Source organism: Amycolatopsis azurea DSM 43854, from assembly GCF_001995215.1.
Lineage (GTDB): Bacteria > Actinomycetota > Actinomycetes > Mycobacteriales > Pseudonocardiaceae > Amycolatopsis > Amycolatopsis azurea.
Genome location: NZ_MUXN01000007.1, coordinates 138,731 through 161,219 on the forward strand (window position 1 = coordinate 138,731; position 22,489 = coordinate 161,219).

The window sequence follows — 22,489 nt, forward strand, 5'->3', positions numbered from 1 at the left end:
ACGCTACGTTTTCGTGCGGCCCTCGATGGCCGCGCGGGCGGCCTCGACCGACTTCCGGACGACCACCTCGGTGGAATAGCCCTGCTTCGTGAAAACGCCGTCGAGGTAGAACGTGCCGTAGCCGTGCGCCTGCGTGAACAACTGCTCCATCAGTTCGAGCCCGTCCTGCGGCCGGTCGGCGACGGTGAGGCAGAGCATGACGAACTGGTCGGTCAGGCGGCGGGTCTGCTCGTGCAGCGCGGCGTGCTCGGGACCCTGTATGCCATCCGAGTAGATGATGTTCATCCCCGCCCGGCGTTCGATCAGGTACTCCGTGTACGCGCCGGCGGCGGCCGCCAGCGCCGCGACCGGGTCGCTCTCGGCCTCGATCGCGTCCTGCACCTTGTCGGCGAGCTGGCAGGCGACGGTCGCCGCGATCGCCGCCAGCAGGCTCTCCTTGTCCGGGAAGTGCCGGTACGGCGCGCCGGGGCTGACCTTCGCGCGCCTGGCGACCTCGGCGACGGAGAACGCGCCCAATCCCTGCTCGGCGATCAGGTCGAGCGAGACCCGCACGAGTTCGGCGCGGAGGTCGCCGTGGTGGTACTTGCCGCCCATGTCGTGGATCACACCGTCCCGGTCGCGGAATATGTAAGAGCCCTCTTACGCTAGGTGTAAGTGACCTCTTACATGGTCTCACTGTTTTCACGGAGGGTTTCATGACGACGACCACGCACGCCATCGCCGCGCCGTCCCCGGGCGCCGCTCTGTCGCCGACGACCATCGAGCGTCGCGACCTGCGTCCGGACGACGTGCTGATCGACATCGCGTACGCGGGGATCTGCCACAGCGACATCCACCAGGTGAAGGAGGACTGGGGCAGCGCGATCTTCCCGATGGTGCCCGGCCACGAGATCGCCGGCGTCGTCGCCGCTGTCGGCTCCGACGTGACGAAGTACCAGGTCGGGGACCGTGTCGGGGTCGGCTGCATGGTCGACTCCTGTGGCGAGTGCGAGTACTGCCTCGCGGGCACCGAGCAGTTCTGCGTGAAGGGCAACATCCAGACGTACAACGGCGTCGGCTTCGACGGCGAGAACACCTACGGCGGCTACAGCCGTCAGATCGTCGTGAAGGATGGTTTCGTCTGCCGGATCCCGGAGGGGATCGGCCTCGACATCGCCGCGCCGCTGCTGTGCGCGGGCATCACCACCTACTCCCCGCTGAACCGCTGGGGCGCCGGGCCGGGCAAGAAGGTCGCCGTCGTCGGCCTCGGCGGGCTCGGCCACATGGCCGTCAAGATCGCGGTCGCCATGGGCGCCGAGGTCACCGTGCTCAGCCAGAGCCTGAAGAAGCAGGAAGACGGCCTGAAGCTGGGCGCGAAGGACTACTTCGCGACCGGTGACGCGTCGACGTTCCAGACGCTGCGCGGCCGCTTCGACCTGATCCTCAACACCGTTTCGGCGACGCTGCCGATCGACTCCTACCTCGGCATGCTGCGCGTCGGCGGCGCGATGGTGAACGTCGGCGCGCCCGGCGAACCGCTGTCCTACAACGCCTTCTCGCTGCTCGGCGGGAACAAGGTGCTCGCCGGTTCGATGATCGGCGGGATCGCCGAAACCCAGGAGATGCTCGACTTCTGCGCCGAGCACGGGATCGGCGCGGAGATCGAGACGATCTCGGCCGACCAGGTGAACGTGGCCTACGACCGGGTCGAGAACAGCGACGTCCGCTACCGGTTCGTCATCGACGCGGCGACCATCGGCGCGTAGTCCGGTCGCCCGTGTACCGAACGCGATGTCGCGAAAGCCACTTTCGGGACATCAGACGTCTCGAAAGTGGCTTTCGCGACATCCCGGGCCCGCGCTTCGCGGCACCTTGCCCTATCAGCGAGGTCCGGTGGGGAGCGGCGTTGCGAAAGCCACTTTCGCCACGTTGAAGGTTGCGAAAGTGGCTTTCACAACGCGTTCCCGCGGAAGTCCGCGCCGCCAGGCCACCCGCAGCGTCACATCAGCAGCAGGGGCAGGGTGTTCATCGCGGTGTGCGCGGCGATCGGCGCCCACAGGTTGCGGTAGCGCGACCACAGGTAGCCGGTGAACAGTCCGAAGAACCCTTGGAAGGCCACGATCGCGCCCAGGGTGAGCGGAAGCGTGCCTTGGCCGTGCGTCGGCAGGTGCAGCCACGCGAACAGCGCGGCCGCCAGCAGGATTCCGGGCCAGCGCCCGAAAAGCGCCTCCAGCCGGGTTTGCAGCATGCCGCGGAAGAAGACCTCTTCGAGGACGTTCGCGGTGAAGAACGTCAGGGTCGCGCCCACCGCGAGGACCACGGGATCGGGGTAGTCCTCCGCGCTGGGCAGCGGTGGTGCGAGCGGTCCCAGGACGTACAGCCAGCCGAACACGAGCACCGCCGGGATCGGCGCGAGCCACTGCCAGGTCTGCCGGGGCCGCCACGTGATCCGGAACGGGTCCGGTTCCCCTTGCGGCCGCAGGAATCGCAGAAGAACCCAGGGCAGTGCCAGGAACACGAGGGGTTTCGCGAGCGCCCAGACGTCGCGGACCAGAGCGTGCTGTCCCGCCTGGGACACCAGGAACAACGCCAGTGGCCACAGGAAGGCGATCAGCGCCAGGGCGATCGCCTGCTTGCTCAGCGCGCGCCGGTCGGCGACCGGTGGGAGCAGTCTCGGCGCGTGGAGCGGGATCCCGTGGATCAGCAGGATCCCGGCCAGCGCCGGAATCAGCGCGCCCGCCAGGGAAAGCTCCTTGGCCGAATCCGCGGACGGCTTGATCGTGTCGTGCCCGGTCGCCAGCAGCACCGCGGGAGCGGCCACGAAGACCGCGAGCCCGCCGAAGAGGATTCCCCAGGCGGCACCCGTGCGGGTGCCGGTTTTTTCCATCACCGGGAAAGGATCATCGAAGCGACGCGAGTCCGCGTCATCACTTCGGAGGACTTATTGAGGGGTAGGGCGAAGGCGTCGTGTCAGGGACATGGACGGGTGCTTGGCGACGATGAGAGCCTCTGAGGTGTGTCGCGAAAGCCACTTTCGGGACATCAGAGGTCGCGAAAGTGGCTTTCGCGACACGCGCTCTGCCCCGCCGCGCTGTGAAGGGCCCCTTCGCTGCTTTCAAGGTAGGCAAGGAGGCCTTCACGGACATCGCAGCCGGATGAGCGCACGCCAAAACTCAGCTGCACGCCATCTTTGCCCTGCCCCTCGATAGGCCTTCCCTTTCGTACGGCCCTTCCGGCTCTTGCCCTGGTTTCCCGCTCTGTACCGCCGCGGATCGAGGGGGAGAACGCTCAGGCCGAGACGGAGCGGGGCATCTCGCGGTTGACCTCGTCGAGCCGGGTGGCGACGGTCCGGCAGGGCTCGCAGCCCGCGAGATGCTCGGCGATCAGGTCCGCCCGGCGGCCCGGCACCCCGCCGCGGAGCCACGCGCCCATCCGGCGCCGCGCTTCCTGGCAGCACGGCGTTCCCGTTTCGGGGACCTGCGCCTGCAGGAACGCCTGACGCAGTCCTTCGCGGGCGCGCAGGGCGAGGACGGAGGCGCCGTTCGGGGACACGCCCAGCAGCGGTGCCACCACCTTCGGCGAGTCGCCCTCGGCTTCGGTCCGCCACAGCACGGTCCGCCAGCGGCCGGGGAGCGCGCAGTAGGCGGTCCACGCCAGCCGGGAGTTCGCGCGAAGGATGAGGAGGTCCTCCGCGCCGACGGTCCCGGTGGCCTCTTCGGTCGCCGGGGTCGTGCCGTACAGCTCGACCCGTTTGTTGTGGTGGCTCCATTTCACCACCAGGTTCCGCATGGTGACCGCGAGATAGGCCCGGAGGTTCTCCCGGGGGCCGCCGCCCTCGCGGATGACGCCCAGGACGCGCACGAAGGCCTCCGCCACGAGGTCGTCCCGTTCGGCGGGTTCGGCGACCCAGCTCGCCGCGATCCGGCGGAGCGGTTCGGCGTGCCGCCGGAAGAGCGCTTCGCCGGCGGCGATGTCACCGGTCCGGAAGGCGTCGAGCAGCGTGGCGTCCGCTGTGTCCTGCTCGGCGTCGTCCCACATCAAGCGTCACGGTAATACGGACGGTGCCGGATCGCGATGACCACGGTGTCATCGGCGTGCAGGACGATTTCCAGCATCTCGGTGGCCAGCACGTCCGGGATCTGGCCGGTGGGCCGTCCGGCGTGGCGCCGCGCGGCCGCGAGCAGTCGCTCTTCTCCTTCCTGGAAGTCTTTGCGGCTCTCGACGAGACCGTCGGTGTAGATGACGACCAGGTCGCCGTCGGCGAGGGTACGGCGGACGAGGCTTTTGCTGCCGGGGTCGGGGAAACCGATGCCCCGGCCCGAGGTCGCGGCGGCGAGCAGTTCGGTGTCACCGGCGGCGGTGACCAGGACCGGACGGGGATGGCTGCCGTTGGCGAACAGGACTTCGCCGGTCGCCGGGTCCAGCCGGGCCAGCAGCACGGTCGCCATCAGCTCGGGTTCGATCGTCGCCAGTGTGTGGGCGGTCCGGCCGATCAGATCGCGGAACGGATGGCCTTCGAGCGCCAGGGTGCGGATCGCGTGGGTGACGGTCAGCGCGTGCCGGGTCGAGGTGACGCCGTGCCCGACCGCGTCGACGAGGGTGATGTGGACACAGCCGTCCGGCAGCACGAACCAGTCGTAGAGATCCCCGCCGGTCGGGGAATCCTGCTGGCTCGGCGCGTAGTGCACGGCCAGTTCGAAGGGCCCGGCGGGCGGTGGCGGCGGGCGCAGCGCGTCCTCCAGTTCGCGGAAGATCACCGCGTGCGCCTTCCGGAGCTGCTCGTCCCGTTCCTCCAGTTCGACGTACATCGCGAGCACGCCGCTGTTCGTCTCGGCCAGTTCGTGTTTGAGCTCGCGCTGCTCCTTGGCGACCGCGTCGGCGCGGGCGACCAGTGCCAGCATCTCGTCCCTGGTGGCCACCTCGTCGTCGGCCGCGACCGGGACCGGTCCGGCGCCCGCGTCGAGATGCCAGGTCAGGCTCTCGCCGTCACCGGCGGCGGGAAGCAGGGGGAGGGTGTTCCGCCTGCCTTGCCCGACGGGCAGGGACGACTTCAGTGTGACGGACAGCTTGCCGTCGGCCGTGACGGTCGAAAGTTCCGGTGCCGGGCCGCTTTCGGCGAGCAGCGTCACCGCGAGCACCAGCCGCGCGCGTTGGTCGGCCGGGACCCCGGCGGCCGCGCATGCCTCGCGCACGCGACGCCGCAACCGGACGGCGTCTGTCACGAAAGTCCCTTTCCCGGCCCGAAGGCGAGCAACGCGGCGTCGTCGCGAAGGTCGCGGTGGCGGTGGGCGAGATCCGCCGCGAACAGCGCCGTCGCCGGAAGCGGCCCGAGCGCGGCCTGACCACGCCAGGCGGTGTCGATCCCGTCGGTGTGGATCACGAGAAGTTCTTGCCCGGTCAAGGGAAGTGTCCGTACCCGCACGGGCGGCAGGGTGAGGCCGACGACGCCGGGAACGCTCAGCAACGGCCGCGTGTGACCCGGCGTCAGCACGAGTCCGCTGATGTTGCCGACACCGCAGAACTCGAGCCCGCCTTCGGAAAGCCGGACGAGCGCCACCGCCGCGCCGCGGGTCTGCCGCAGGGCCCGGTGCATGGCGTTCAAATGCTCGGGCAGCGCGCGGTCCGGGTCGCGGCGGAACACGGCGATCGCGGCCTCCGCGGCGTCGCTCGCTTCGGGGCCGTGGCCGAGCCCGTCGACGAGGACGGCGGTGCGGACGCCGGGCATCGCCGAGACGGCCAGCGCGTCGCCGCACCGCTCTTCGCCTTCGCGGGGGAGCCGGACGTGCGCGAGATCGACGGCTCGATGCCCGGGAGCGAGGACCCTGGCTGCCGCGACGGTGCCTATGCCCTTCGCGGACCGGATGCGGAACTCGGTCGCGAGCCTGCCGACGGCGCCGAGGCCGGTGCCGAGCGTTTCGGTGGTCGTGTTGCCGTCGACCCGCCAGTGGGCCAGATCGTCCATTCCCGGGCCGGTGTCCACGGCGTGGACCTCCACCCCCGGTCCGGCCAGCGAGCGCTGGACGAAGACGGCGCCGTCGCCGGCGTGCTTGTCGAGATTGGTCGCCAGTTCCGACGCGATGACGGCGGTGCGTTCGGCGAGGACTTCGGGCAGGCCCGCTTCGGCCGCGACCTCGCGCGCGGCCCGTGTCGCGGCGTAGACCGCGCTGATGTGGTCGATGTGGATCAGCCGGGTGAGGGCGGCGTCGGCGACGGTCATGGCTTCCAGCGCACGACGGTGACCGTGGTGCCCTCGCCGGGCGTGGTGTCGATGGTGAACTCGTCGACCAGCCGCCGGGTGCCGCCGAGGCCGTGCCCGAGCCCGGCACCGGTGCTGAACCCGTCGGTCATGGCCAGTTCGACGTCCTCGATGCCGGGGCCTTCGTCGCGGACGGACAGGGCGATCCCGACCCGTCCCCGTCGATCCCGCACCGCGGCGATGGTCATCGTGCCGCCACCGCCGTGGATGTAGGCGTTGCGCACGAGCTCGCTGGCGGCGGTCACGATCTTCGTCTGGTCGACGATCGAGAAACCGGCCGCGACCGCGTCGGCCCGGACCGCGTGCCGGGCGGTGAGCAGATCCTCTTCGGCGCGCACGGCGTGTTCGCGCGCTTCGGGGGCGGTGAGCTCGTCAGGAAGCACGAGGCGCCTCTTCGGCGGCCTCGGCGGGACGTCTCCATCCCAGGAGCTCCATGGCCTGTTCCGCGTTGAGCGCGGTCTGGACGCCGGTGAGCCGCAGCCCCAGTTCGGACAGCGTGATCGCGACGGCCGGGCGCATCCCGGCGACGATCATCCGGGCACCGAGAAGACGTCCGGTGGCGGCGAGTTCCATCAGCACCCGCGCGACGAACGAGTCGATGATCTCCAGCCGGGAGATGTCGAGGATGACCCCGCGGATCCCCTCGTCGGAGATCCGGGCGGTGAGCTCGCCGGTGAACTGGAGCGCGGTGGTGTCGTCGAGATCGCTGAGCAGCCCGCTGATCAGGATGTCCCCGAGCCGCAGGATCGGCAGACCCGCGCGCGGGTTCACCCGGTCACCACGCCGGGCCGGGTGTGGTCGTCGATCAGCCGCATCGCCGTGGCCAGCGCGTCGGCGAGCGAACCGCGGGTTTCGATGTGCGACAGGTCGATGCCGAGCTGGGTGACGGTCTGCGCGATCGACGGCCGGACACCGCTGATGAGGCATTCCGCGCCCATGAGCCGGACCGCGCTGACCGTCTGCAGGAGATGCTGCGCCACCGCGGTGTCCACCGTGGACACACCGGTGATGTCGATGATCGCCACCCTGGCCTCGTGGGTCTGGATCGCCTCCAGGAGGGTGTTCATCACCACCTGCGTACGGCTGCTGTCGAGGGTGCCGATCAGGGGAACGGCCAGCACCTGGCGCCACAGCCGCACCACCGGCGTGGACAGTTCCAGCATCTGCCGGTGCTGCCGCCGGATGATCTCTTCCCGGCCTTCGACGTACACCGAGAACGTCAGCAGGCTCGCGGCGTCGAGGAACCTGTTGACCTGCAAGGAAGCCTGGTAGCGGACCTCGGGGTCTTCGGTGTGGCCTTCGAGGGCGGCGAGGGTGGTGCGCTTGAGGCCGAGGATCGCCATGGCGGTGGAGGTCGGCGCGGCACCGGCGCGGGCCCGTCGCTCGGACAGGCCCCGCAACGCGGCGCGGACGGCCTCGTCGCGGTCGACGATCCGTTCCAGGCGCAGCTCGGTGTCGAGGGCACCGCGGAGCGCGCCGAGCAGTTCCTTGGCCTCGCGGCGCAGTTCCTGCTCACCGGTCCAAGCGGGCGAGTCGGTCAGCTGCCAGCGGACCCAGTCGTCGACCAGGTCGTCCTGACCGGCGTCGAAGATCCGCGACAGCAGGGCCCGGACGGCGGAGTCGTCGGTCGCCTGCACTCACACCTCCAGGGGCTCACTGTTGTCATATGACAACAGTGAGCCTACTCCAGTGGCGACGAGGACACCGTCCAGGCGTCAGAAGTCCACCGCGGCCTCGCGGAACTCGCGGAGTCCGGCCACGAGCGCGGCCTTGGCCTCCGGGGTGAGTTTCCCGAGTACCGATTCCAGGCTTTCGCGGCGGCGTGCCCGCAGGTCACGCAGGTAGGCGCGGCCCCGGTCGCTGAGCCGCAAGGTGAGTTCGCGGCGGCTGTGCGTACTGGGCAGCCGGTCGACGAAACCGACCGCTTCCAGCCGGTCGCACAGGCGGCTCACCAGCGGCGGGGTCGAACCGAGCAGTTCGGCGAGCGCGCGCAGGTTCAGGCCGTCGTGGTGGTCGAGCGCCACGACGGCACGGACTTGGGACGTCGACAGCGGACGCGGTGACGCCTCGCGAGCGCGTTCGAACACGATCTCGAGCAACTCGGCCGTCTCGGCCACCGCCGCCGCCACCGTTTCGGTGCCGGGCGGCTCGGAGGACCGATTCACGACACCCACTCTCGCATCCTTATGCTGAACTGTCAGCTCAGCTGGTCGCGGTACGCCCATCGGCCGGCCCGCCGGCACGGTGCGGGAGGCGATGAGGTGGACAGATCCCTGGCTGTCGAGCGGGTCCTGAGAGGCGTCCAGCCGCATCAGCTGCTCGACGGATTGCGCTCGGCGTTGCGGGAGCACTTCGACGCGGTGGCCGTCGACCTGCTGATGGCCGACTACAGCCTGGCCGAACTGCGGCGGGTGACCGTGCTGCCGTACACCACCGATCCGGTGCCGGTGGCGGACACGATAGCGGGCGAGGCCTTCACCGCGCAGTGCGCGACGTTCGAGACCGTCGAGGAAGGCGTCCGCGCCCACCTTCCGGTCTCCGTGCGCGGAGACAGGCTCGGCATCCTCGTCATCACGCTGCCCGAGGACCAGGAGCCGCCCGTGTGGGCGGAACTCGGCCGGTTCGCCGAGGCGCTCGCGCACGAGGTCTTCGTCGCCGATCGCGACACCGACCTCTACGTGCAGGCGCGCCGGTCGTCCCGGCTCACCCTCGCGGCCGAGATGCAGTGGCAGTTGCTCCCCGGCCGCGCGTGCGCCCGCCCCGAATTCGCCCTCGGCGGGCAGCTCGAACCCGCGTACGCCATCTACGGCGACTGCTTCGACTGGTCGGCCTCGGCGCGCAAACTGTCGGTCACGCTGGTCAACGGCATGGGAGACGGGGCGAGCGCGGCGCTGCTGACCAACCTCGCCGTCAACGCGCTCCGCAACGCCCGGCGGGCCGGGATCCCGCTCGACGCCCAGGCCGAACTCGCCGACCAGGCCCTGTACGCCCAGTACCGGGGGCAGGAGCACGTCGCGGCCCTGCTGCTGGAGTTCGACCTCGCGACCGGCGCGATCGACGCCGTCGACGCGGGATCGCCCCGTCTGTGGCGGTTCCGCGACGGCAAGACCGAACGGGTCGCCTTCGACGAGCAGCTGCCGCTCGGCACCTTCGAGGACACCTCGTACACCGTCGAGCGCCTGCGAGCGGAGCCCGGCGACCGCTACGTGTTCGTGAGCGACGGCGTCTACGACGTGGCGGGCCCGCACGGCGAGCTCTACGGCGACCGTGAACTCGCCGAGGCCGTCGTCGCGACCGCGGACCTGCCGGCGGCCCACGTGCCGAGGGCGGTTCTCTCCGAACTGGGCGAGCATCGCGGCGGCGGGCCCGCCGCCGACGACGCCATGGTCGTCTGCCTCGACTGGTTCGGGCCGAACCCCGGCGCGGACATCGCGGTGACCGCCACGTCCTGACCGGCCGCGTTCAGCATGTGGGAGCGGGAATGAAAGCCCGCCCGCCGATGTCGCTGCCGTCATGGTCACCTCTTTCGACGATCCGGTCTGGGCATCGCTGACCGGGCTGCACGCCCCTTTCGCCGAAGGCCTCGGTCAGGTCCTGCGGTACCAGGTCGACGTCGCTCCTTTCTTCGCCCTGTCACCCGAATCGGACGACGGCGTCTGGGCCGACGTGGCCGCGCTGGCCGGTCCGGGTGCGACGGTCACCGTCCACACCTCGCTGCCCGCCCCGCCGGAGTGGGAAGTCGTCGGCAGGATCGCCGGGGTCCGGCTGGTCGACGTCGCGCTCGAAGCCGCCGAAGATCCCGAGGCCGTCCTCCTGGGGCCGGACGACGTCCCGGAGATGCTGGACCTCGTCGAGCGGACCAAACCCGGGCCGTTCCGGAAACGGACCGTCGAATTGGGGACATATCTGGGAATCCGGCGCGACGGAGCGCTGATCGCGATGGCGGGGGAGCGGTTGCACCCACCCGGCTGGACCGAGATCAGCGCCGTCTGCACCGATCCGGCCCATCGCGGTCAGGGCCTGGCGACCCGGCTCATCCGCGCGGTGGCCGCGGGCATCCGGGCCCGGGGCGAGACACCGATGATGCACGCTGCGGCGACGAACACCTCGGCCATCCGCCTTTACCAGTCGATCGGATTCGAACTGGTGCCCCGGCCGGACTTCGTGTCGGTCCGCGTCCCCGAAACTTCCGCCGTCACCGGCCCAGCGCGCGATACCGGTTCGCTGCCAGCGGGAGGAAGAGTGCGGTGAGCACGGCGGGCCAGAGCAGGGCGAGCGCGACTGAATGCGCGCTCGCCCAGTCGGTCGCGCCCCAGGTGGGGTTGCCGAACAGGTCCCGGATCGCGGTCGCGGTGGCGGACAAGGGATTCCAGGAGCCGATCGCGCCGAGCCAGCCCGGCATGGTCGACGGTGAAACGAACGCGCTCGAAAGGAACCCGACCGGCCAGACCAGGATCTGCACGGCGACGGCCGATTCCGGCGTCTTGAGCAGCAGGCCGAGGTAGATGCCCACCCAGGTGAAGGCGAACCGCAGCCACAGCAGCAAGCCGAACGCGGCCAGCGACGGCAGGAGACCGCGTTCCGGCGTCCAGCCCACCAGCAGCCCGGTCACCACCATGACCGCGAGACCGACGACGGCGTTGAGCAGATCGGCCACACCGCGCCCGGCGAGGATCGCCGTCGCGGAGACCGGCATCGCGCGGATCCGCTCGGTGACGCCCTTCGCGGTGTCCGTGGTGACGGCCACGACCATCGCCTCCAGGCCGAAAAGCATCGTCATCGCGAGCATGCCGGGGATCAGGAAGTCCAGGTAGTCCCCGTCGGGAACGGCCATCGCGCCGCCGAAGAGGTAGCCGAACATCAGCACCATCAGGACGGGGAAGAGGAAGCCGACCAGGATCGAGCCGGGCCGTTGCCGCCAGTGCAGCAGGATGCGGCCGGCGAGGGCGGTGGTGTCCGTGATCGCGGTCATACGGGCTCTCCTGTGGTCGCGGTGTGTCCGGTGAGGTGCAGGAACACCTCGTCGAGAGTGGGTTTGCGGGTGACGGTCTCGACGCGGTCCGGCCCGACCTTCGCCTTGAGCTCGTCCGGGGTGCCCGCCGCGACGACGCGGCCCGCGTCGATGACGGCGATCCGATCGGCCAGCTGGTCCGCCTCCTCCAGGTACTGCGTGGTCAGCAGCACCGTGGTGCCCGAGCCGACCAGGTCCCTGATCGACGACCAGACCTCGATGCGGGCCCGGGGGTCGAGGCCGGTGGTCGGTTCGTCGAGGAACAGCACGGGTGGCGAGAGGATCAGGCTGGTCGCGAGGTCCAGCCGTCGTCGCATCCCGCCGGAGTACGCGGCGACGGGTTTCCCGGCCGCCTCGGTGAGATCGAACCGTTCGAGGAGTTCGTCCGCCCGGCGTTTCGCCGCCGCGCTCTTCAGGCGGTAGAGCCTGGCGAACAGCACGAGGTTCTGGCGGCCGGTGAGGATCTCGTCCACCGACGCGTTCTGCCCGACCAGGCCGATCCGGTAGCGCACCGACCGGGGGTCGGCGACCACGTCGTGCCCCGCGACGCGGGCCGTTCCGCTGTCCGGACGCAGCAGGGTGCTCAGGATCCGTACCGCCGTGGTCTTCCCCGCGCCGTTCGGGCCGAGCAGGCCGCAGACCGTGCCCGCCGGGACGGTGAGCCCGAACCCGTCCAACGCCACCTTGTCCCGGTACCGCTTGCGCAGGTCGACGGCTTCCAGCGCCGCTTCTTCGTATGGCATACGAAGTAAGATAGCACGAACTTCGTACGGGTTACGGAGTAACCTGCCTATGATGGCGCCATGACGCGGACGGAGAGCAACGGCGGCGGCGGCGATCCCGCGCGGACGATCGCCACCCTGTGGGGTACCCGGCAGTTGCCGCGCCGCGGGCCGAAACACACGCTGACCAGCGAACAGGTGATCGCCGCCGCCGTCGAACTCGCCGACGGCGACCAAGACCTCGCCACCCTGTCCATGCGCCGGGTCGCCGAGTCGCTGGGTGTCGGCACGATGTCGCTGTACACCTACGTCGCGTCCCGCGAGGAGCTCCTCGAAGCGATGCTCGACCGGGTCTACGGCGAGGCGGTCCGGGAACTGGGCGAGCCCGGCGATCGCGACTGGGTGGAGGGGCTGCGCGAGGTCGCGCGGGTGAACTGGGACCTCTGCCTGCGGCATCCGTGGGTGCTGCAGGTGTTCACCGGCCGTCCGCCGCTGGGGCCCCGGTCGATCGCGAAGTACGAACGCGAACTCGCCGTCGTCGAGGGCCTCGGCCTCACCGACGTCGAGATGGATTCGGTGATCACGCTGGTGCACGACCACGTCCAGGGGACCGCGCGCCGCCGGATCGAGGCCGACCGCGCGGTCCGCCGCACCGGGATGGACGACGCGCAGTGGTGGGCGAAGGCCGGTCCGGCGCTCGCGGAGGTCTTCGAGCCCGAACGTTTCCCGCTCGCCGCGCGCGTCGGACAGTCGGCCGGTGAGGCGCACAACGGCGCTCACGATCCCGAGCACGCTTATGCTTTCGGGCTCGCCCGGCTGCTCGACGGCGTGATCACTCTTGTGAAGACACGCTAACGAGGGATTTCAGAAACTCGCGATGGACTGAACAGCGCGGGCGGGCCAGACTTCGCGCCATGAAGGCATTGGTCAAAGCCGACCGAGCACCCGGGCTGGAACTCACCGACGTTCCGGACCCCGCGGTCGGCCCCGGCGACGTCGCCGTCCGCGTGCTGCGCGCCGGGATCTGCGGCACGGATCTGCACATCGACTCCTGGGACGACTGGGCGGCGCGCACCATCACCGCGCCGCTGGTCGTCGGGCACGAGTTCGTCGGCGAGGTGGTCGAGATCGGCCGGTCGGTGACGACGGTCAAGGTGGGCGACCTGGTCAGCGGCGAGGGCCATCTGGTCTGCGGGAGCTGCCGCAACTGCAAGGCCGGGCGGCGTCATCTGTGCGCCCGGACCAAGGGCCTGGGCGTGCACACCGACGGCGCGTTCGCGCAGTACGCCGTCCTGCCCGAGCAGAACGCCTGGGTGCACCGCACCAAGGTCGACCTCGACATCGCCGCGATCTTCGACCCGCTCGGCAACGCCGTGCACACCGCGCTGTCCTTCCCCGTCATCGGGGAGGACGTGCTGGTCACCGGCGCCGGCCCGATCGGGATCATGGCCGCCGCGATCGCCCGCCACGCCGGCGCGCGCAACGTCGTCGTCACCGACGTCAGCGAGCACCGCCTGGAACTGGCCCGCAAGGTCGGCGTCGACCTCGCGCTGGACGTCTCTTCGGCGACCATCGCCGAAGCGCAGGAACGGCTCGGCATGGCCGAGGGCTTCGACGTCGGCATGGAGATGAGCGGGCGGCCCGAGGCGCTGCGCGACATGATCTCGAACATGTCCCACGGTGGCCGGATCGCGCTGCTCGGCCTGCCCGCTTCCGACGTGTCGGTCGACATCGCGGCCGTGGTGCTGAAGATGATCCAGCTCAAGGGGATCTACGGGCGTGAGATGTTCGAGACGTGGTACTCGATGTCCGTGCTGCTGCAAGCCGGGCTCGACATCTCGCCGGTGATCACCCACCGGTTCGGCTACACCGAGTACGAGAAGGCGTTCGCGACGGCGCGGGAAGGCCGTTGCGGCAAGGTCATCCTGGATTGGACGGAGAACTGATGTACGGCGCGATGCGCGACGACCTCAAGGCCGGGCTCGCCGAGATCCGGGAAGCCGGGCTGTACAAGGGCGAGCGGGTGATCCAGGGGCCGCAAAAGGCTTCGGTCAGTGTCGCGGGCGGAGACGTCCTCAACTTCTGCGCCAACAACTACCTCGGCCTCGCCGACCACCCCGAGCTGATCAAGGCCGCCCAGGAGGCGCTGGACCGCTGGGGCTTCGGCATGGCGTCGGTGCGGTTCATCTGCGGGACCCAGCAGCCGCACAAGGAACTCGAGGCGAAGCTCTCGGAGTTCCTCGGCACCGAGGACACGATCCTCTACAGCTCCTGCTTCGACGCCAATGCCGGGCTCTTCGAGACGCTGCTGACCGACCAGGACGTCATCATCTCCGACGAGCTCAACCACGCGTCGATCATCGACGGCGTCCGGCTGTGCAAGGCGAAGCGGATGCGCTACCGCAACCGCGACGTCGCGGACCTGGAGGCCCGGCTCAAGGAGGCATCCGGCGCGCGGTACCGGATGATCGCCACCGACGGCGTGTTCTCGATGGACGGCTACCTCGCGCCGCTCGACGAGATCTGCGAGCTGGCCGAGCGCTACGACGCGCTGGTGATGGTGGACGACTCGCACGCCGTCGGCTTCACCGGCCCGACCGGGCGCGGCACGCCCGAGCTGTTCGGCGTCCAGGACAAGGTCGACGTCCTCACCGGCACCCTCGGCAAGGCCCTCGGCGGGGCGAGCGGCGGCTACACCTCGGGCCGCGCGGAGATCGTCGAGATGCTGCGGCAGCGTTCGCGGCCGTACCTGTTCTCGAACTCGCTGGCGCCGTCGATCACCGCGGCCGCGATCGCCACGCTGGACCTGCTGGGCTCCTCGGGTGAGCTGCTGACCAAGCTGCGGGCGAACACCGAGCTGTTCCGCCGCCGGATGACCGAAGCGGGCTTCGACCTGCTCCCGGGCGAGCACCCGATCATCCCGGTGATGATCGGTGACGCCGCCAAGGCGGGCAGGATGGCGGATCTGCTGCTCGACCAGGGCATCTACGTGGTCGGGTTCTCGTATCCGGTGGTGCCGCACGGCAAGGCGCGGATCCGGACCCAGATGTCGGCGGCGCATTCCACCGACGATGTGAACCGGGCCGTCGACGCGTTCGTGACGGCTAGGTCCATGATGGACTGATGATCGATCCGCGACGGCTGCGCGTGCTGCGCGCCCTCGCCGACCACGGCACCGTGACGGCGGCGGGGCAGGCGCTGCACCTGACGCCGTCCGCGGTCTCCCAGCAGCTGGCCGCGCTCGAAGCCGAGTGCGGCCAGCAGCTGTTGAGACGGCGGGGCAGGCGGGTTTCGCTGACCCCCGCCGGCGAGCTGATGGTGGTGCACGCCAACGCCGTCGCCGCGGAACTCGAACGGGCACACGCCACCCTGGCCGCGCTCGATTCGGGGGTGCGGGGAATGGTGCGGCTGGCGAGTTTCGCCTCCGCGATCACCCTGGTCGTCGCGCCGGCGATCGCCGCGCTGCGTTCCGGGTCGCCCGGGGTGTCCATGCAGGTGCAGGACGTCGAGGGGCACGCGAGCATCCCGCTGCTGCTCGACGGCGAGGTCGATCTGGCGATCACCGAGGAGTACCGGCTCTCGCCACGGACGGATGAAAGCAGGCTCACCCGGTTCCCGTTGTACGTGGAGCCGTTCGACGTCGTGCTGCCCACCGCGCACCGGCTCGCGGAAGCGTCCGAAGTGGACATCGACGAACTCGCCGACGACGACTGGATCGCGCCGAAACCCGGGAATCCCTGCCGTGACGTGCTGATGATCGTCTGCGCCAATCCCGGGATCCGGCACGTCTCCGACGACTTCCACGCGATCACCACCCTGGTCGCCGCGGGCGAGGGCGTGGCCTTGGTGCCGCGCAATGCTTTCACCGCCGTCCCCGGTTCGGTCGCCGTCCCCTTGCGAGGTGAGCCGCCGCTGCGCCGCGTGTTCGCCGCCGTCCGGCGGGGGAGCGCGGATCATCCGCTGCTCAAGACCGTGCTCGCCGCGCTGCTGGACGCGGCGCCGGGTCATGCGAATGCGGACCGGGGGAGTCCCACTTAGGATCTGGGCACCTGCCGCCTAACGAAAGACAGGGTCCGGATGCTCCAGATCGACGGCCTCACCTGGACCCTGACGATCGGGCTGGTGCTCGGGCTGCTGGCCCTCGACCTCATCCTCGCGGCCGTGCGGCCGCACAAGGTCGGTTTCGGCGAGGCGGTGGCCTGGTCGATCGGCTACATCCTGGTCGCGGTGGCGTTCGGCGTCTGGCTGACGCTGGCGCACGGCGGAGACTTCGGACAGCAGTACTTCGCGGGTTACATCGTGGAGAAGAGCCTGTCGGTCGACAACCTCTTCGTCTTCGTGATCATCATGAGCACCTTCGCGGTACCCGAGGAACATCAGCACAAGGTGCTCACGTTCGGCATCGTCGTCGCGCTCATCATGCGCGCGATCTTCATCGCGCTCGGTGCCACGCTGCTTTCGTTGTTCTCCTTCATGTTCCTGTTGTTCGGGTTGCTGCTGATCTACACCGGGATCCAGCTGTTCCGGCATCGCGACGAGGATCCGGACGTCGAGAACAACGTGGTGGTGCGGACCGCGCGCCGCCTGCTGCCGCTGTCGCAGGATTACGACGGCGGGAAGCTGTTCACCCGCGTGGGGGGAAAGCGGGTGGGCACGCCGCTGGTGGTGGTGCTGCTCGCGATCGGCGGGATCGACCTGCTGTTCGCGCTGGACTCGATCCCCGCCGTCTTCGGTGTCACCGACGAGCCGTACATCGTCTTCGCCGCCAACGCCTTCGCCCTGTTGGGCCTGCGGGCGCTGTACTTCCTCGTGAAGGGCCTGCTCGACCGGCTGGTGTACCTGTCGGCCGGGCTCGCGGTGATCCTCGGGTTCATCGGGATCAAGCTGATCCTGCACTGGGCCCACGTGGACATCGACGAGAACGTTCCGGAGATCTCGACGCCGGTCAGTCTCGCGGTGATCATCGGCATCCTCGTCGTGGTGACGGTGGCGAGCCTGCTCAAGACCCGCGACGACCCGTCCGCCAAGGCGCACCCGGGCTCGCTGCGCGGGTCTCGGCCGTCCGAAGAGGACTAGCGCCAGCCGTGGGCGAGGAGGTCGAAGATCTCCTCGACGGCCTTCTTGGGGTCCTCCCTGCCGCGGGTGAGCGCGGGAATGTCCAGGACGAATCGCGCCAGCGCGCGGGATGCCACGTCGTCAGGGGCCACACCGGCGTCCTCGGCGATGGCGGCGCCGAGGGCCGCGGCGTGCCGGGTCCACATGCGTTCGCCGTACTCCTGGAGCGCGGGCGTGCCGCTCACCAGCGCGGTGAACTCGGGGTACTGGGGATGAGCCGTGAGCGGGAGCCAGGTGGCGAGCACGTACTCGCGTAGCGCCTCGACGACGCTCTGCCCTGCTTCGCGGTCTCGTACGGCGGCGATCAGGTTGGCTTCGCGGTCCTCGGACTCGTCGAAGACCAGCGCTTCCTTGCCGGTGAAGTGCTTGAACAGCGTCGTGGTCGACACGTCGGCGGCCTCGGCGATGTCGCGGATGCTCACCTGGTCGTAGCCCCGCTCCAAGAACAGCTTCAAGGCGGCGTCCGCCAAGGCCTGGCGGGTGGCCGCCTTCTTGCGTTCACGCCGTCCGGGAGTCTCCATGAGCGCACTCTACCTCATGAGTTGTCTCAGTCACTAAGTTGACTCGTTGCACTTTTTAACTCGTTCTGCTTTTCTGGAGGCATGACGATCAGCATCATCGGAGCGGGCCCCGGCGGCCTGACCTGCGCCCGCATCCTGCAGAAGCACGGCATCCCCGTGACGGTCTACGACCGCGACCCCCATCCTCAGGCCCGTAACCAGGGCGGAACCCTCGACCTGCACGCGGACGACGGACAGTTGGCTCTCCGCGAGGCCGGCCTGCTCGACGAGTTCTTCGCCCTCTGCCGCCCGGAAGGGCAGGAGATGCGCAAGCTGGATCCTGCGGGCGGGCTTGTGGAGCACCACGTCCCAGCCGAGGGGGAGCTGTTCAAACCGGAGATCGACCGAGGTCAGCTGCGCGGCCTGCTGCTGGATTCACTCGAACCGGGCACCGTGCGGTGGGGTTCTGCCCTGGAGAGCGTGGAGCTTCCGGGACGCTTGCGGTTCGCCGGCGGGACGACCGTCGACACGGATCTGGTCATCGGCGCCGACGGCGCGTGGTCACGGGTCCGCCCGGCGGTGTCGGCGGCCGTGCCCGGGTATTCGGGGATCACGTTCCTGGAGGCCTGGTTCGACGACGTCGAGAACGCGCATCCCGAACTCGCGGCGCTCGTCGGCCAGGGCAGCGCGATGGCGGCCGACGGCGACCGCTGCCTGTTCGCTCAGCGCAACAGCGGTGACCACATCCGGGTCTACGTGATCCAGCGCTTGCCTGCGGACTGGGTCGGTTCACGTGATACTCCGGAGATCCGCGCTCGGCTGCTCGACGCGTTTTCTTCTTGGTCGCCAACGATGCTGCGGATGATCACCGACAACGACGGGCCCTATGTGGACCGTCCGCTGTACGTCCTGCCCGTTCCGCATGCGTGGGAACGCACGCCGTCGGTGACCCTGCTCGGCGATGCCGCCCACCTGATGCCGCCGCTCGGTGTCGGCGTCAATCTGGCCATGCTCGACGCTTGCGAACTCGCACTCGCGCTGGCCGGTTCGAGTAGTTTTGTTGAGGCTGTTGAGGTTTACGAGAATTCCATGCTTCCGCGGTCGGAGAAAGTCGCTCGGCGGCTGGAAAACGGCGCTGAAGGTCTGCTCGAAGTCGACTGATGCTTCGTCGCCGGAAATCGGCGACGCCGCTCGGTGTCCGGAATTGTCGGTGGGTGGTTGTACCGTTCTTGTCGTGGACACTGACACAGCCTTTTTGGCTTCATGCAAGGAAATCAGCTCCCTGACCTACGTCGAGTGCGTGGCGCTCGCGAAGGCGGCGTCGGCGGATATCGCGCGGTTGGAGGCGGTCCGGTTCCGTGCGATCGCGCGTCGAGTGTGGTGCAGGAGGTGGCGTTCGAGCTGTCTGTTGTGGACGTTCATGCCGCGGCGCTGGTGTCGACGGCGGAGGCGTTGACCACCCGCTTGCCGTGCACGCTGGGGTTGATGGATCGGGGGTTGCTGGGTGGTGCGGGGGCGGCGAAGGTCGCCGCGGCGACCGCGTGGCTGTCCGACGAGGACGCCCGCACCGCCGACGCCTTGCTGGAAGACCGGCTGGAGGGGAGGAACACCGAACAGATTCGAAAAGCGGCGAGTCACGCTGCGTCGACCGTCGATCGAGACGGTGCGAAGCGGCGTACTGAGCACAATCGCGAAGGTCGTCGCCTCCGAGTGCGCCATGGGGAGACCGGGGTCGCGTCGATCGAAGTCGAAGACGGACCGGTGGAGAAGGTGACCGCGGCCTACACGCGGATCGATCGGGAGGCACGGGCGCTGAAGGCCGGTGGCGAGACCCGCACCCTTGACCAATTGCGCGCTGACGTCGCATTGGATTTGTTGCTGGGCGGTCAAGGCGGGGCGAGTGAACGGTCGGAGGTGTTCCTCTATATGGATCTGGCCACCTATCTGGGGTTGAACGAGGATCCGGCGGAGTTGGCCGGGCATGGGCATATCCCGGCGTCGCTCGCGAGGGAGATCGCTTCGGGCCCGGACGCGGTGCTGCGGCGGATCATCACCGATCCCTTGTCCGGTCAAGTGCTGGACCTGGGCCGGGAACGGTATCGGCCCACCGCCGGGTTGGGTGAGTTCGTCCGGGTGCGGGACCGTGAGTGCCGAAGACCCGGCTGCCACCGTGTCGCCCAAGCCTGCGACCTGGACCATTCCGTGCCGTGGCAATTCGGCGGGCACACGAATGTCGATGACCTGATCGCGTTCTGCCGCCGTGACCATCGGCTCAAGGACGAACCGGGCTGGACCTACACCCTGGCTGCTGACGGCACCCTCACCATCACCACCCCGACCGGGCAGCACTACGACAGCACCCCGCCACCCTTGCACGATCCTCGCCCGGCGGTGTCCCCGGACGACGAGCCGCCGCCGTTCTGAGTCGTCGTCGAAAATCGGCCACACTGCCTCACTTCGGCCACACTGCCTCCGCGTAAGCAGCCCTCCACAGGGAGATCCCGCGCCTGGCAACATGGCTTCATCCAGGGATCCCGCCGACGAGCCGCCACTGTTCTAGGGCATTGCCGAAAATCGGCCACGACTTCCTTGTATGAGCAGACTTCTGCGTGATACTGAGGCGACAGCGGCTGGAATCTGGGAGCGCGGACAGGGGTACAGCCGTCGCAAGGGAGGTTTCGTCGTAGTGTGGCGCGCCGACCTCTGACGCCCCACTGGTGACCATGCACGGCAAGGCTGAACATACCTTGGATAACCGGCGAATACGCCGTGTTCCTCGGCTCGGACGCCGGAAAGCGCGAGCATCACGCGGTCGGTCCGGAGCCGGACGGGAAGCAGATGCGTGACGCGCCGTCGCCCTGTACTGAGCCCGCGTTACGGGTGGTCTACCCGTCTCCGTGGCCCGCGTGTTTTGTCTACGAGGTGGCCTACCTGCCGGGGCTGACGATGTGCCGGATCGCAGGCCTCTGCCCAGGCAAAGGAAAGACCGACCTCTACATCATCGCCGATCCGCAAGGCCGGACGCGCAGCCGGCAAGTGCGACGCCGCGCTGATCTGCCTACCCGCCGCCGTGACGTCCAAGACGTATTACCGGGCGCCCACGACAGCAGCGGTGGCATAGCATCGGCAGGTGATCGAGTCCGACCTCGCCCAGTTCGTCGCGGCCGTCCACATCTACGCACCGAAGTGGGAAGCCGCCGCGATCCAATGGCAACTCACTCTCGGCCCTGACCGCGAGAAGAGAACCGCCCGGGTTGTCTGCGAGACCGGCGACATGGTGGGCTCGTTCATCATCTGGACCAGCGGCGAAGCCGAACTCGAGATCGGAAATCTCGACACCGGCGTCGTCGACCACGTTCATCACGACCTCGTCAACCCGGAGGAAGTCACCGCCCGCCTGGACGATCTCACCCACAGGCTGACCGAGCAGACCTGACTACTCTCTTTCCGGTCGGCGACTACCACGTCGCCTTGTGAGGGCCGCAAGTATTCATCGCCGAAAATCGGCCACACTCCACTCCTGGCAGAAACCTCACCCCGCAACAGAATCTCGAGCAGGCAGAGCGGAAACCTCCAAAGAAGAGTCCCGCGAGGGTTCCCGCACCACCCAAGTCGCCACGAAGGTCAGCGCGACGCATCCCGTGACCCACCAGAAGAAGACGCTCTCGTGCCCAGCCTGCTTCAGCGCCAAAGCGATCGGTTCCGAAAGCCCGCCGAAGACAGCGGTCGCCAGTGCGTGCGGCAGTCCGACGCCGAGGGCGCGGACGTTGGTGGGGAACATTTCCGCCTTGATGATCGCCGACAAAGCCGTGTAGCCGCTGAGGAACACCAGCGCCGTGATCATGAGCAGGAAGGCAATCCACGGATTACTCGTCTTGCCCACCAGCGTCATGATCGGCACGGTCAGGAGCATGCCGCCGACGGAGAAGCCGAACATGACCGGGCGGCGGCCGAAGCGGTCGGACAGGGCGCCGGCGACGGGCTGCATGAAAATGAACAGGAACAGGGCGGCGAAACCGATGAGTGAGGCGGTCTGTTTGGGGATTCCCGCCGTGTTCACCATGTACTTCTGGAGGTAGCTGGTGAAGGTGTAGAAAGCCACCGTCCCGCCGATGGCGAGACCGAGGACGGCGAGGACCTGGCGGCGGTGCGAGCGCACCAGGACCCGCAGACCGCCGCGGGGACGGGAACCGGTGGCCGAAGAGCGCTGGAAGTGTTCCGATTCCATCATGCTGCGGCGGAGGTACATGACCACGAGCCCGGCGATCGCGCCGAGTACGAACGGGATCCGCCAGCCCCAGGCGTACATCTGGGCCTCGGTCAGCAGCGCCTGCATCACGATCATCACCAGCAGGGCCGCGAGCTGGCCGACGGTGATCGAGACGTACTGGAAACTCGAGTAGAACCCGCGTCGTCCCGGAGTGGCGATCTCCGAAAGGTACGTCGCGCTCGACCCGAACTCGCCGCCGACCGAGAGGCCTTGCGCGAGCCTGGCGACCACGAGGATCACGGGCGCGAGGATGCCGATCGACGCGTAGCCGGGCGTGATCGCGATGGTCAGCGAACCGAAACTCATCAGCGTCACGGACAGCGTCAGCGCGGCCCGCCGCCCGAACCTGTCCGCGTAGAGGCCGAGGAGCCAGCCGCCGAGCGGGCGCATCAGGAAGCCGACCGCGAACACGACGGCCGTGGACAGCAACTGCGCCGTCTGGTTTCCCTTGGGGAAGAAACTCGCCGCGAAGTAGATGCTGAACGAGGCGTAGACGAACCAGTCGTACCACTCGACCAGGTTGCCGAGGCAGCCTCGGACCACGTTCGCCACGACGCCGGGTTTCTTGTGCGGCAAGGGAAGCTCCTTCGCTCCGGGAATGCCGACCATCATGAGCTGTGATCCCTGCGGTTGAGA

At 68.9% G+C, this 22,489-nt stretch carries 23 protein-coding genes and 1 pseudogene; 11 read left to right on the plus strand and 13 right to left on the minus strand.

Features of this window, described 5'->3' with window-relative positions; translation table 11 throughout:
* Positions 1 to 3: 3 nt before the first annotated feature.
* Positions 4 to 606 (minus strand): TetR/AcrR family transcriptional regulator, encoded by a 603-nt coding sequence (locus B0293_RS11445; RefSeq protein ID WP_005153695.1) that lies wholly within the window; start codon positions 604 to 606, stop codon positions 4 to 6.
* Positions 607 to 695: 89 nt separating this feature from the next.
* Here B0293_RS11445 and B0293_RS11450 point away from each other — a divergent pair, with 89 nt between their 5' ends.
* Positions 696 to 1,745 carry an NAD(P)-dependent alcohol dehydrogenase gene (locus B0293_RS11450; protein ID WP_005153697.1) on the plus strand — a complete coding sequence of 350 codons (1,050 nt, stop codon included), beginning with the start codon at positions 696 to 698 and terminating at the stop codon, positions 1,743 to 1,745.
* Positions 1,746 to 1,978: 233 nt separating this feature from the next.
* On the opposite strand, the gene B0293_RS11455 is transcribed toward B0293_RS11450, so the two are convergent.
* From B0293_RS11455 to B0293_RS11490, 8 genes are all read right to left on the minus strand, one after another.
* Positions 1,979 to 2,866 (minus strand): CPBP family intramembrane glutamic endopeptidase, encoded by an 888-nt coding sequence (locus B0293_RS11455; protein ID WP_245191882.1) that lies wholly within the window; start codon positions 2,864 to 2,866, stop codon positions 1,979 to 1,981.
* Between the two features lie 401 nt (positions 2,867 to 3,267).
* Positions 3,268 to 4,017, minus strand: a complete 750-nt coding sequence (locus tag B0293_RS11460) for a sigma-70 family RNA polymerase sigma factor (protein WP_005153701.1) — start codon at positions 4,015 to 4,017, stop codon at positions 3,268 to 3,270.
* Positions 4,017 to 5,201 carry a PP2C family protein-serine/threonine phosphatase gene (locus tag B0293_RS11465; RefSeq protein WP_005153703.1) on the minus strand — a complete coding sequence of 395 codons (1,185 nt, stop codon included), beginning with the start codon at positions 5,199 to 5,201 and terminating at the stop codon, positions 4,017 to 4,019. The genes B0293_RS11460 and B0293_RS11465 overlap by 1 nt, the downstream gene beginning before the upstream one ends.
* The gene (locus B0293_RS11470) at positions 5,198 to 6,196 is read right to left on the minus strand and encodes an ATP-binding protein (protein ID WP_005153708.1); all 999 of its coding nucleotides are present in this window, start codon (positions 6,194 to 6,196) and stop codon (positions 5,198 to 5,200) included. Before B0293_RS11470 ends, B0293_RS11465 begins: the two co-directional genes overlap by 4 nt.
* A complete protein-coding gene (locus tag B0293_RS11475; protein ID WP_005153710.1) occupies positions 6,193 to 6,618 on the minus strand; it encodes an ATP-binding protein in 426 nt (141 codons plus the stop codon). The genes B0293_RS11470 and B0293_RS11475 overlap by 4 nt, the downstream gene beginning before the upstream one ends.
* Complete coding sequence (locus tag B0293_RS11480; protein ID WP_005153712.1) at positions 6,608 to 7,006, minus strand: STAS domain-containing protein; 399 nt, start codon at positions 7,004 to 7,006, stop codon at positions 6,608 to 6,610. Before B0293_RS11480 ends, B0293_RS11475 begins: the two co-directional genes overlap by 11 nt.
* The gene (locus tag B0293_RS11485; RefSeq protein ID WP_005153714.1) at positions 7,003 to 7,872 is read right to left on the minus strand and encodes an STAS domain-containing protein; all 870 of its coding nucleotides are present in this window, start codon (positions 7,870 to 7,872) and stop codon (positions 7,003 to 7,005) included. Before B0293_RS11485 ends, B0293_RS11480 begins: the two co-directional genes overlap by 4 nt.
* Positions 7,873 to 7,950: 78 nt before the next feature.
* Complete coding sequence (locus B0293_RS11490; protein ID WP_005153715.1) at positions 7,951 to 8,409, minus strand: MarR family winged helix-turn-helix transcriptional regulator; 459 nt, start codon at positions 8,407 to 8,409, stop codon at positions 7,951 to 7,953.
* 87 nt (positions 8,410 to 8,496) lie between these two features.
* On the opposite strand from B0293_RS11490, the gene B0293_RS11495 reads away from it, so the two are divergent.
* Together B0293_RS11495 and B0293_RS11500 are read left to right on the plus strand one after the other, a co-directional pair.
* Complete coding sequence (locus tag B0293_RS11495) at positions 8,497 to 9,687, plus strand: PP2C family protein-serine/threonine phosphatase (RefSeq protein WP_005153716.1); 1,191 nt, start codon at positions 8,497 to 8,499, stop codon at positions 9,685 to 9,687.
* A gap of 61 nt (positions 9,688 to 9,748) precedes the next feature.
* Positions 9,749 to 10,486 (plus strand): GNAT family N-acetyltransferase, encoded by a 738-nt coding sequence (locus tag B0293_RS11500; protein WP_052014341.1) that lies wholly within the window; start codon positions 9,749 to 9,751, stop codon positions 10,484 to 10,486.
* On the opposite strand, the gene B0293_RS11505 is transcribed toward B0293_RS11500, so the two are convergent.
* Together B0293_RS11505 and B0293_RS11510 are read right to left on the minus strand one after the other, a co-directional pair.
* The gene (locus B0293_RS11505) at positions 10,431 to 11,207 is read right to left on the minus strand and encodes an ABC transporter permease (RefSeq protein ID WP_005153717.1); all 777 of its coding nucleotides are present in this window, start codon (positions 11,205 to 11,207) and stop codon (positions 10,431 to 10,433) included. The two genes, B0293_RS11500 and B0293_RS11505, sit on opposite strands and share 56 nt — an antisense overlap.
* On the minus strand, positions 11,204 to 11,989 hold the full coding sequence (locus B0293_RS11510) for a daunorubicin resistance protein DrrA family ABC transporter ATP-binding protein (protein WP_005153718.1): 786 nt from the start codon (positions 11,987 to 11,989) through the stop codon (positions 11,204 to 11,206). Before B0293_RS11510 ends, B0293_RS11505 begins: the two co-directional genes overlap by 4 nt.
* Before the next feature lie 60 nt (positions 11,990 to 12,049).
* Here B0293_RS11510 and B0293_RS11515 point away from each other — a divergent pair, with 60 nt between their 5' ends.
* From B0293_RS11515 to B0293_RS11535, 5 genes are read left to right on the plus strand one after another with little or no spacing between them, the layout of a single operon-like run.
* Positions 12,050 to 12,823, plus strand: coding sequence for a TetR/AcrR family transcriptional regulator (locus B0293_RS11515; RefSeq protein WP_005153719.1), 774 nt, complete (start codon positions 12,050 to 12,052; stop codon positions 12,821 to 12,823).
* Positions 12,824 to 12,882: 59 nt separating this feature from the next.
* Positions 12,883 to 13,914 carry an L-threonine 3-dehydrogenase gene (gene tdh / locus B0293_RS11520; protein WP_039916335.1) on the plus strand — a complete coding sequence of 344 codons (1,032 nt, stop codon included), beginning with the start codon at positions 12,883 to 12,885 and terminating at the stop codon, positions 13,912 to 13,914.
* On the plus strand, positions 13,914 to 15,092 hold the full coding sequence (locus tag B0293_RS11525) for a glycine C-acetyltransferase (RefSeq protein WP_005153723.1): 1,179 nt from the start codon (positions 13,914 to 13,916) through the stop codon (positions 15,090 to 15,092). The genes tdh and B0293_RS11525 overlap by 1 nt, the downstream gene beginning before the upstream one ends.
* Entirely contained in the window at positions 15,092 to 16,006 is a 915-nt protein-coding gene (locus tag B0293_RS11530) for a LysR family transcriptional regulator (RefSeq protein ID WP_005153725.1), read from the plus strand. Before B0293_RS11525 ends, B0293_RS11530 begins: the two co-directional genes overlap by 1 nt.
* A gap of 39 nt (positions 16,007 to 16,045) precedes the next feature.
* On the plus strand, positions 16,046 to 17,044 hold the full coding sequence (locus tag B0293_RS11535; RefSeq protein ID WP_005153729.1) for a TerC/Alx family metal homeostasis membrane protein: 999 nt from the start codon (positions 16,046 to 16,048) through the stop codon (positions 17,042 to 17,044).
* Here B0293_RS11535 and B0293_RS11540 read toward each other — a convergent pair.
* Positions 17,041 to 17,604: a TetR/AcrR family transcriptional regulator gene (locus B0293_RS11540; RefSeq protein WP_005153732.1), complete on the minus strand. Its 564-nt coding sequence runs from the start codon at positions 17,602 to 17,604 to the stop codon at positions 17,041 to 17,043. The genes B0293_RS11535 and B0293_RS11540 overlap by 4 nt on opposite strands.
* 81 nt (positions 17,605 to 17,685) lie before the next feature.
* On the opposite strand from B0293_RS11540, the gene B0293_RS11545 reads away from it, so the two are divergent.
* The 3 genes and pseudogenes from B0293_RS11545 (at position 17,686) to B0293_RS11555 (ending at position 21,019) form a co-directional block, all read left to right on the plus strand.
* Positions 17,686 to 18,744 carry an FAD-dependent oxidoreductase gene (locus tag B0293_RS11545; protein ID WP_005153734.1) on the plus strand — a complete coding sequence of 353 codons (1,059 nt, stop codon included), beginning with the start codon at positions 17,686 to 17,688 and terminating at the stop codon, positions 18,742 to 18,744.
* 73 nt (positions 18,745 to 18,817) lie between these two features.
* Positions 18,818 to 20,007: pseudogene (locus B0293_RS11550) on the plus strand (DUF222 domain-containing protein).
* A gap of 706 nt (positions 20,008 to 20,713) precedes the next feature.
* Positions 20,714 to 21,019 (plus strand): hypothetical protein, encoded by a 306-nt coding sequence (locus B0293_RS11555; RefSeq protein WP_005168513.1) that lies wholly within the window; start codon positions 20,714 to 20,716, stop codon positions 21,017 to 21,019.
* A 96-nt stretch (positions 21,020 to 21,115) separates the two neighbouring features.
* Here the strand turns inward: B0293_RS11555 and B0293_RS11560 are convergent, their stop codons facing one another.
* Positions 21,116 to 22,465, minus strand: a complete 1,350-nt coding sequence (locus B0293_RS11560; protein WP_005168512.1) for an MFS transporter — start codon at positions 22,463 to 22,465, stop codon at positions 21,116 to 21,118.
* Positions 22,466 to 22,489 lie beyond the last annotated feature (24 nt).

What these genes read in the sequence shown, in the direction of transcription:
- B0293_RS11455 (WP_245191882.1), bottom strand. Translation starts at nt 2,866, where the DNA reads ATGGAAAAAACCGGCACCCGCACGGGTGCCGCCTGGGGAATCCTCTTC.
- B0293_RS11450 (WP_005153697.1), top strand. Translation starts at nt 696, where the DNA reads ATGACGACGACCACGCACGCCATCGCCGCGCCGTCCCCGGGCGCCGCT.
- B0293_RS11500 (WP_052014341.1), top strand. Translation starts at nt 9,749, where the DNA reads ATGGTCACCTCTTTCGACGATCCGGTCTGGGCATCGCTGACCGGGCTG.
- B0293_RS11535 (WP_005153729.1), top strand. Translation starts at nt 16,046, where the DNA reads ATGCTCCAGATCGACGGCCTCACCTGGACCCTGACGATCGGGCTGGTG.
- B0293_RS11470 (WP_005153708.1), bottom strand. Translation starts at nt 6,196, where the DNA reads ATGACCGTCGCCGACGCCGCCCTCACCCGGCTGATCCACATCGACCAC.
- B0293_RS11560 (WP_005168512.1), bottom strand. Translation starts at nt 22,465, where the DNA reads ATGATGGTCGGCATTCCCGGAGCGAAGGAGCTTCCCTTGCCGCACAAG.
- B0293_RS11545 (WP_005153734.1), top strand. Translation starts at nt 17,686, where the DNA reads ATGACGATCAGCATCATCGGAGCGGGCCCCGGCGGCCTGACCTGCGCC.
- B0293_RS11540 (WP_005153732.1), bottom strand. Translation starts at nt 17,604, where the DNA reads ATGGAGACTCCCGGACGGCGTGAACGCAAGAAGGCGGCCACCCGCCAG.
- tdh (WP_039916335.1), top strand. Translation starts at nt 12,883, where the DNA reads ATGAAGGCATTGGTCAAAGCCGACCGAGCACCCGGGCTGGAACTCACC.
- B0293_RS11525 (WP_005153723.1), top strand. Translation starts at nt 13,914, where the DNA reads ATGTACGGCGCGATGCGCGACGACCTCAAGGCCGGGCTCGCCGAGATC.
- B0293_RS11530 (WP_005153725.1), top strand. Translation starts at nt 15,092, where the DNA reads ATGATCGATCCGCGACGGCTGCGCGTGCTGCGCGCCCTCGCCGACCAC.
- B0293_RS11510 (WP_005153718.1), bottom strand. Translation starts at nt 11,989, where the DNA reads ATGCCATACGAAGAAGCGGCGCTGGAAGCCGTCGACCTGCGCAAGCGG.
- B0293_RS11505 (WP_005153717.1), bottom strand. Translation starts at nt 11,207, where the DNA reads ATGACCGCGATCACGGACACCACCGCCCTCGCCGGCCGCATCCTGCTG.
- B0293_RS11515 (WP_005153719.1), top strand. Translation starts at nt 12,050, where the DNA reads ATGACGCGGACGGAGAGCAACGGCGGCGGCGGCGATCCCGCGCGGACG.
- B0293_RS11460 (WP_005153701.1), bottom strand. Translation starts at nt 4,017, where the DNA reads ATGTGGGACGACGCCGAGCAGGACACAGCGGACGCCACGCTGCTCGAC.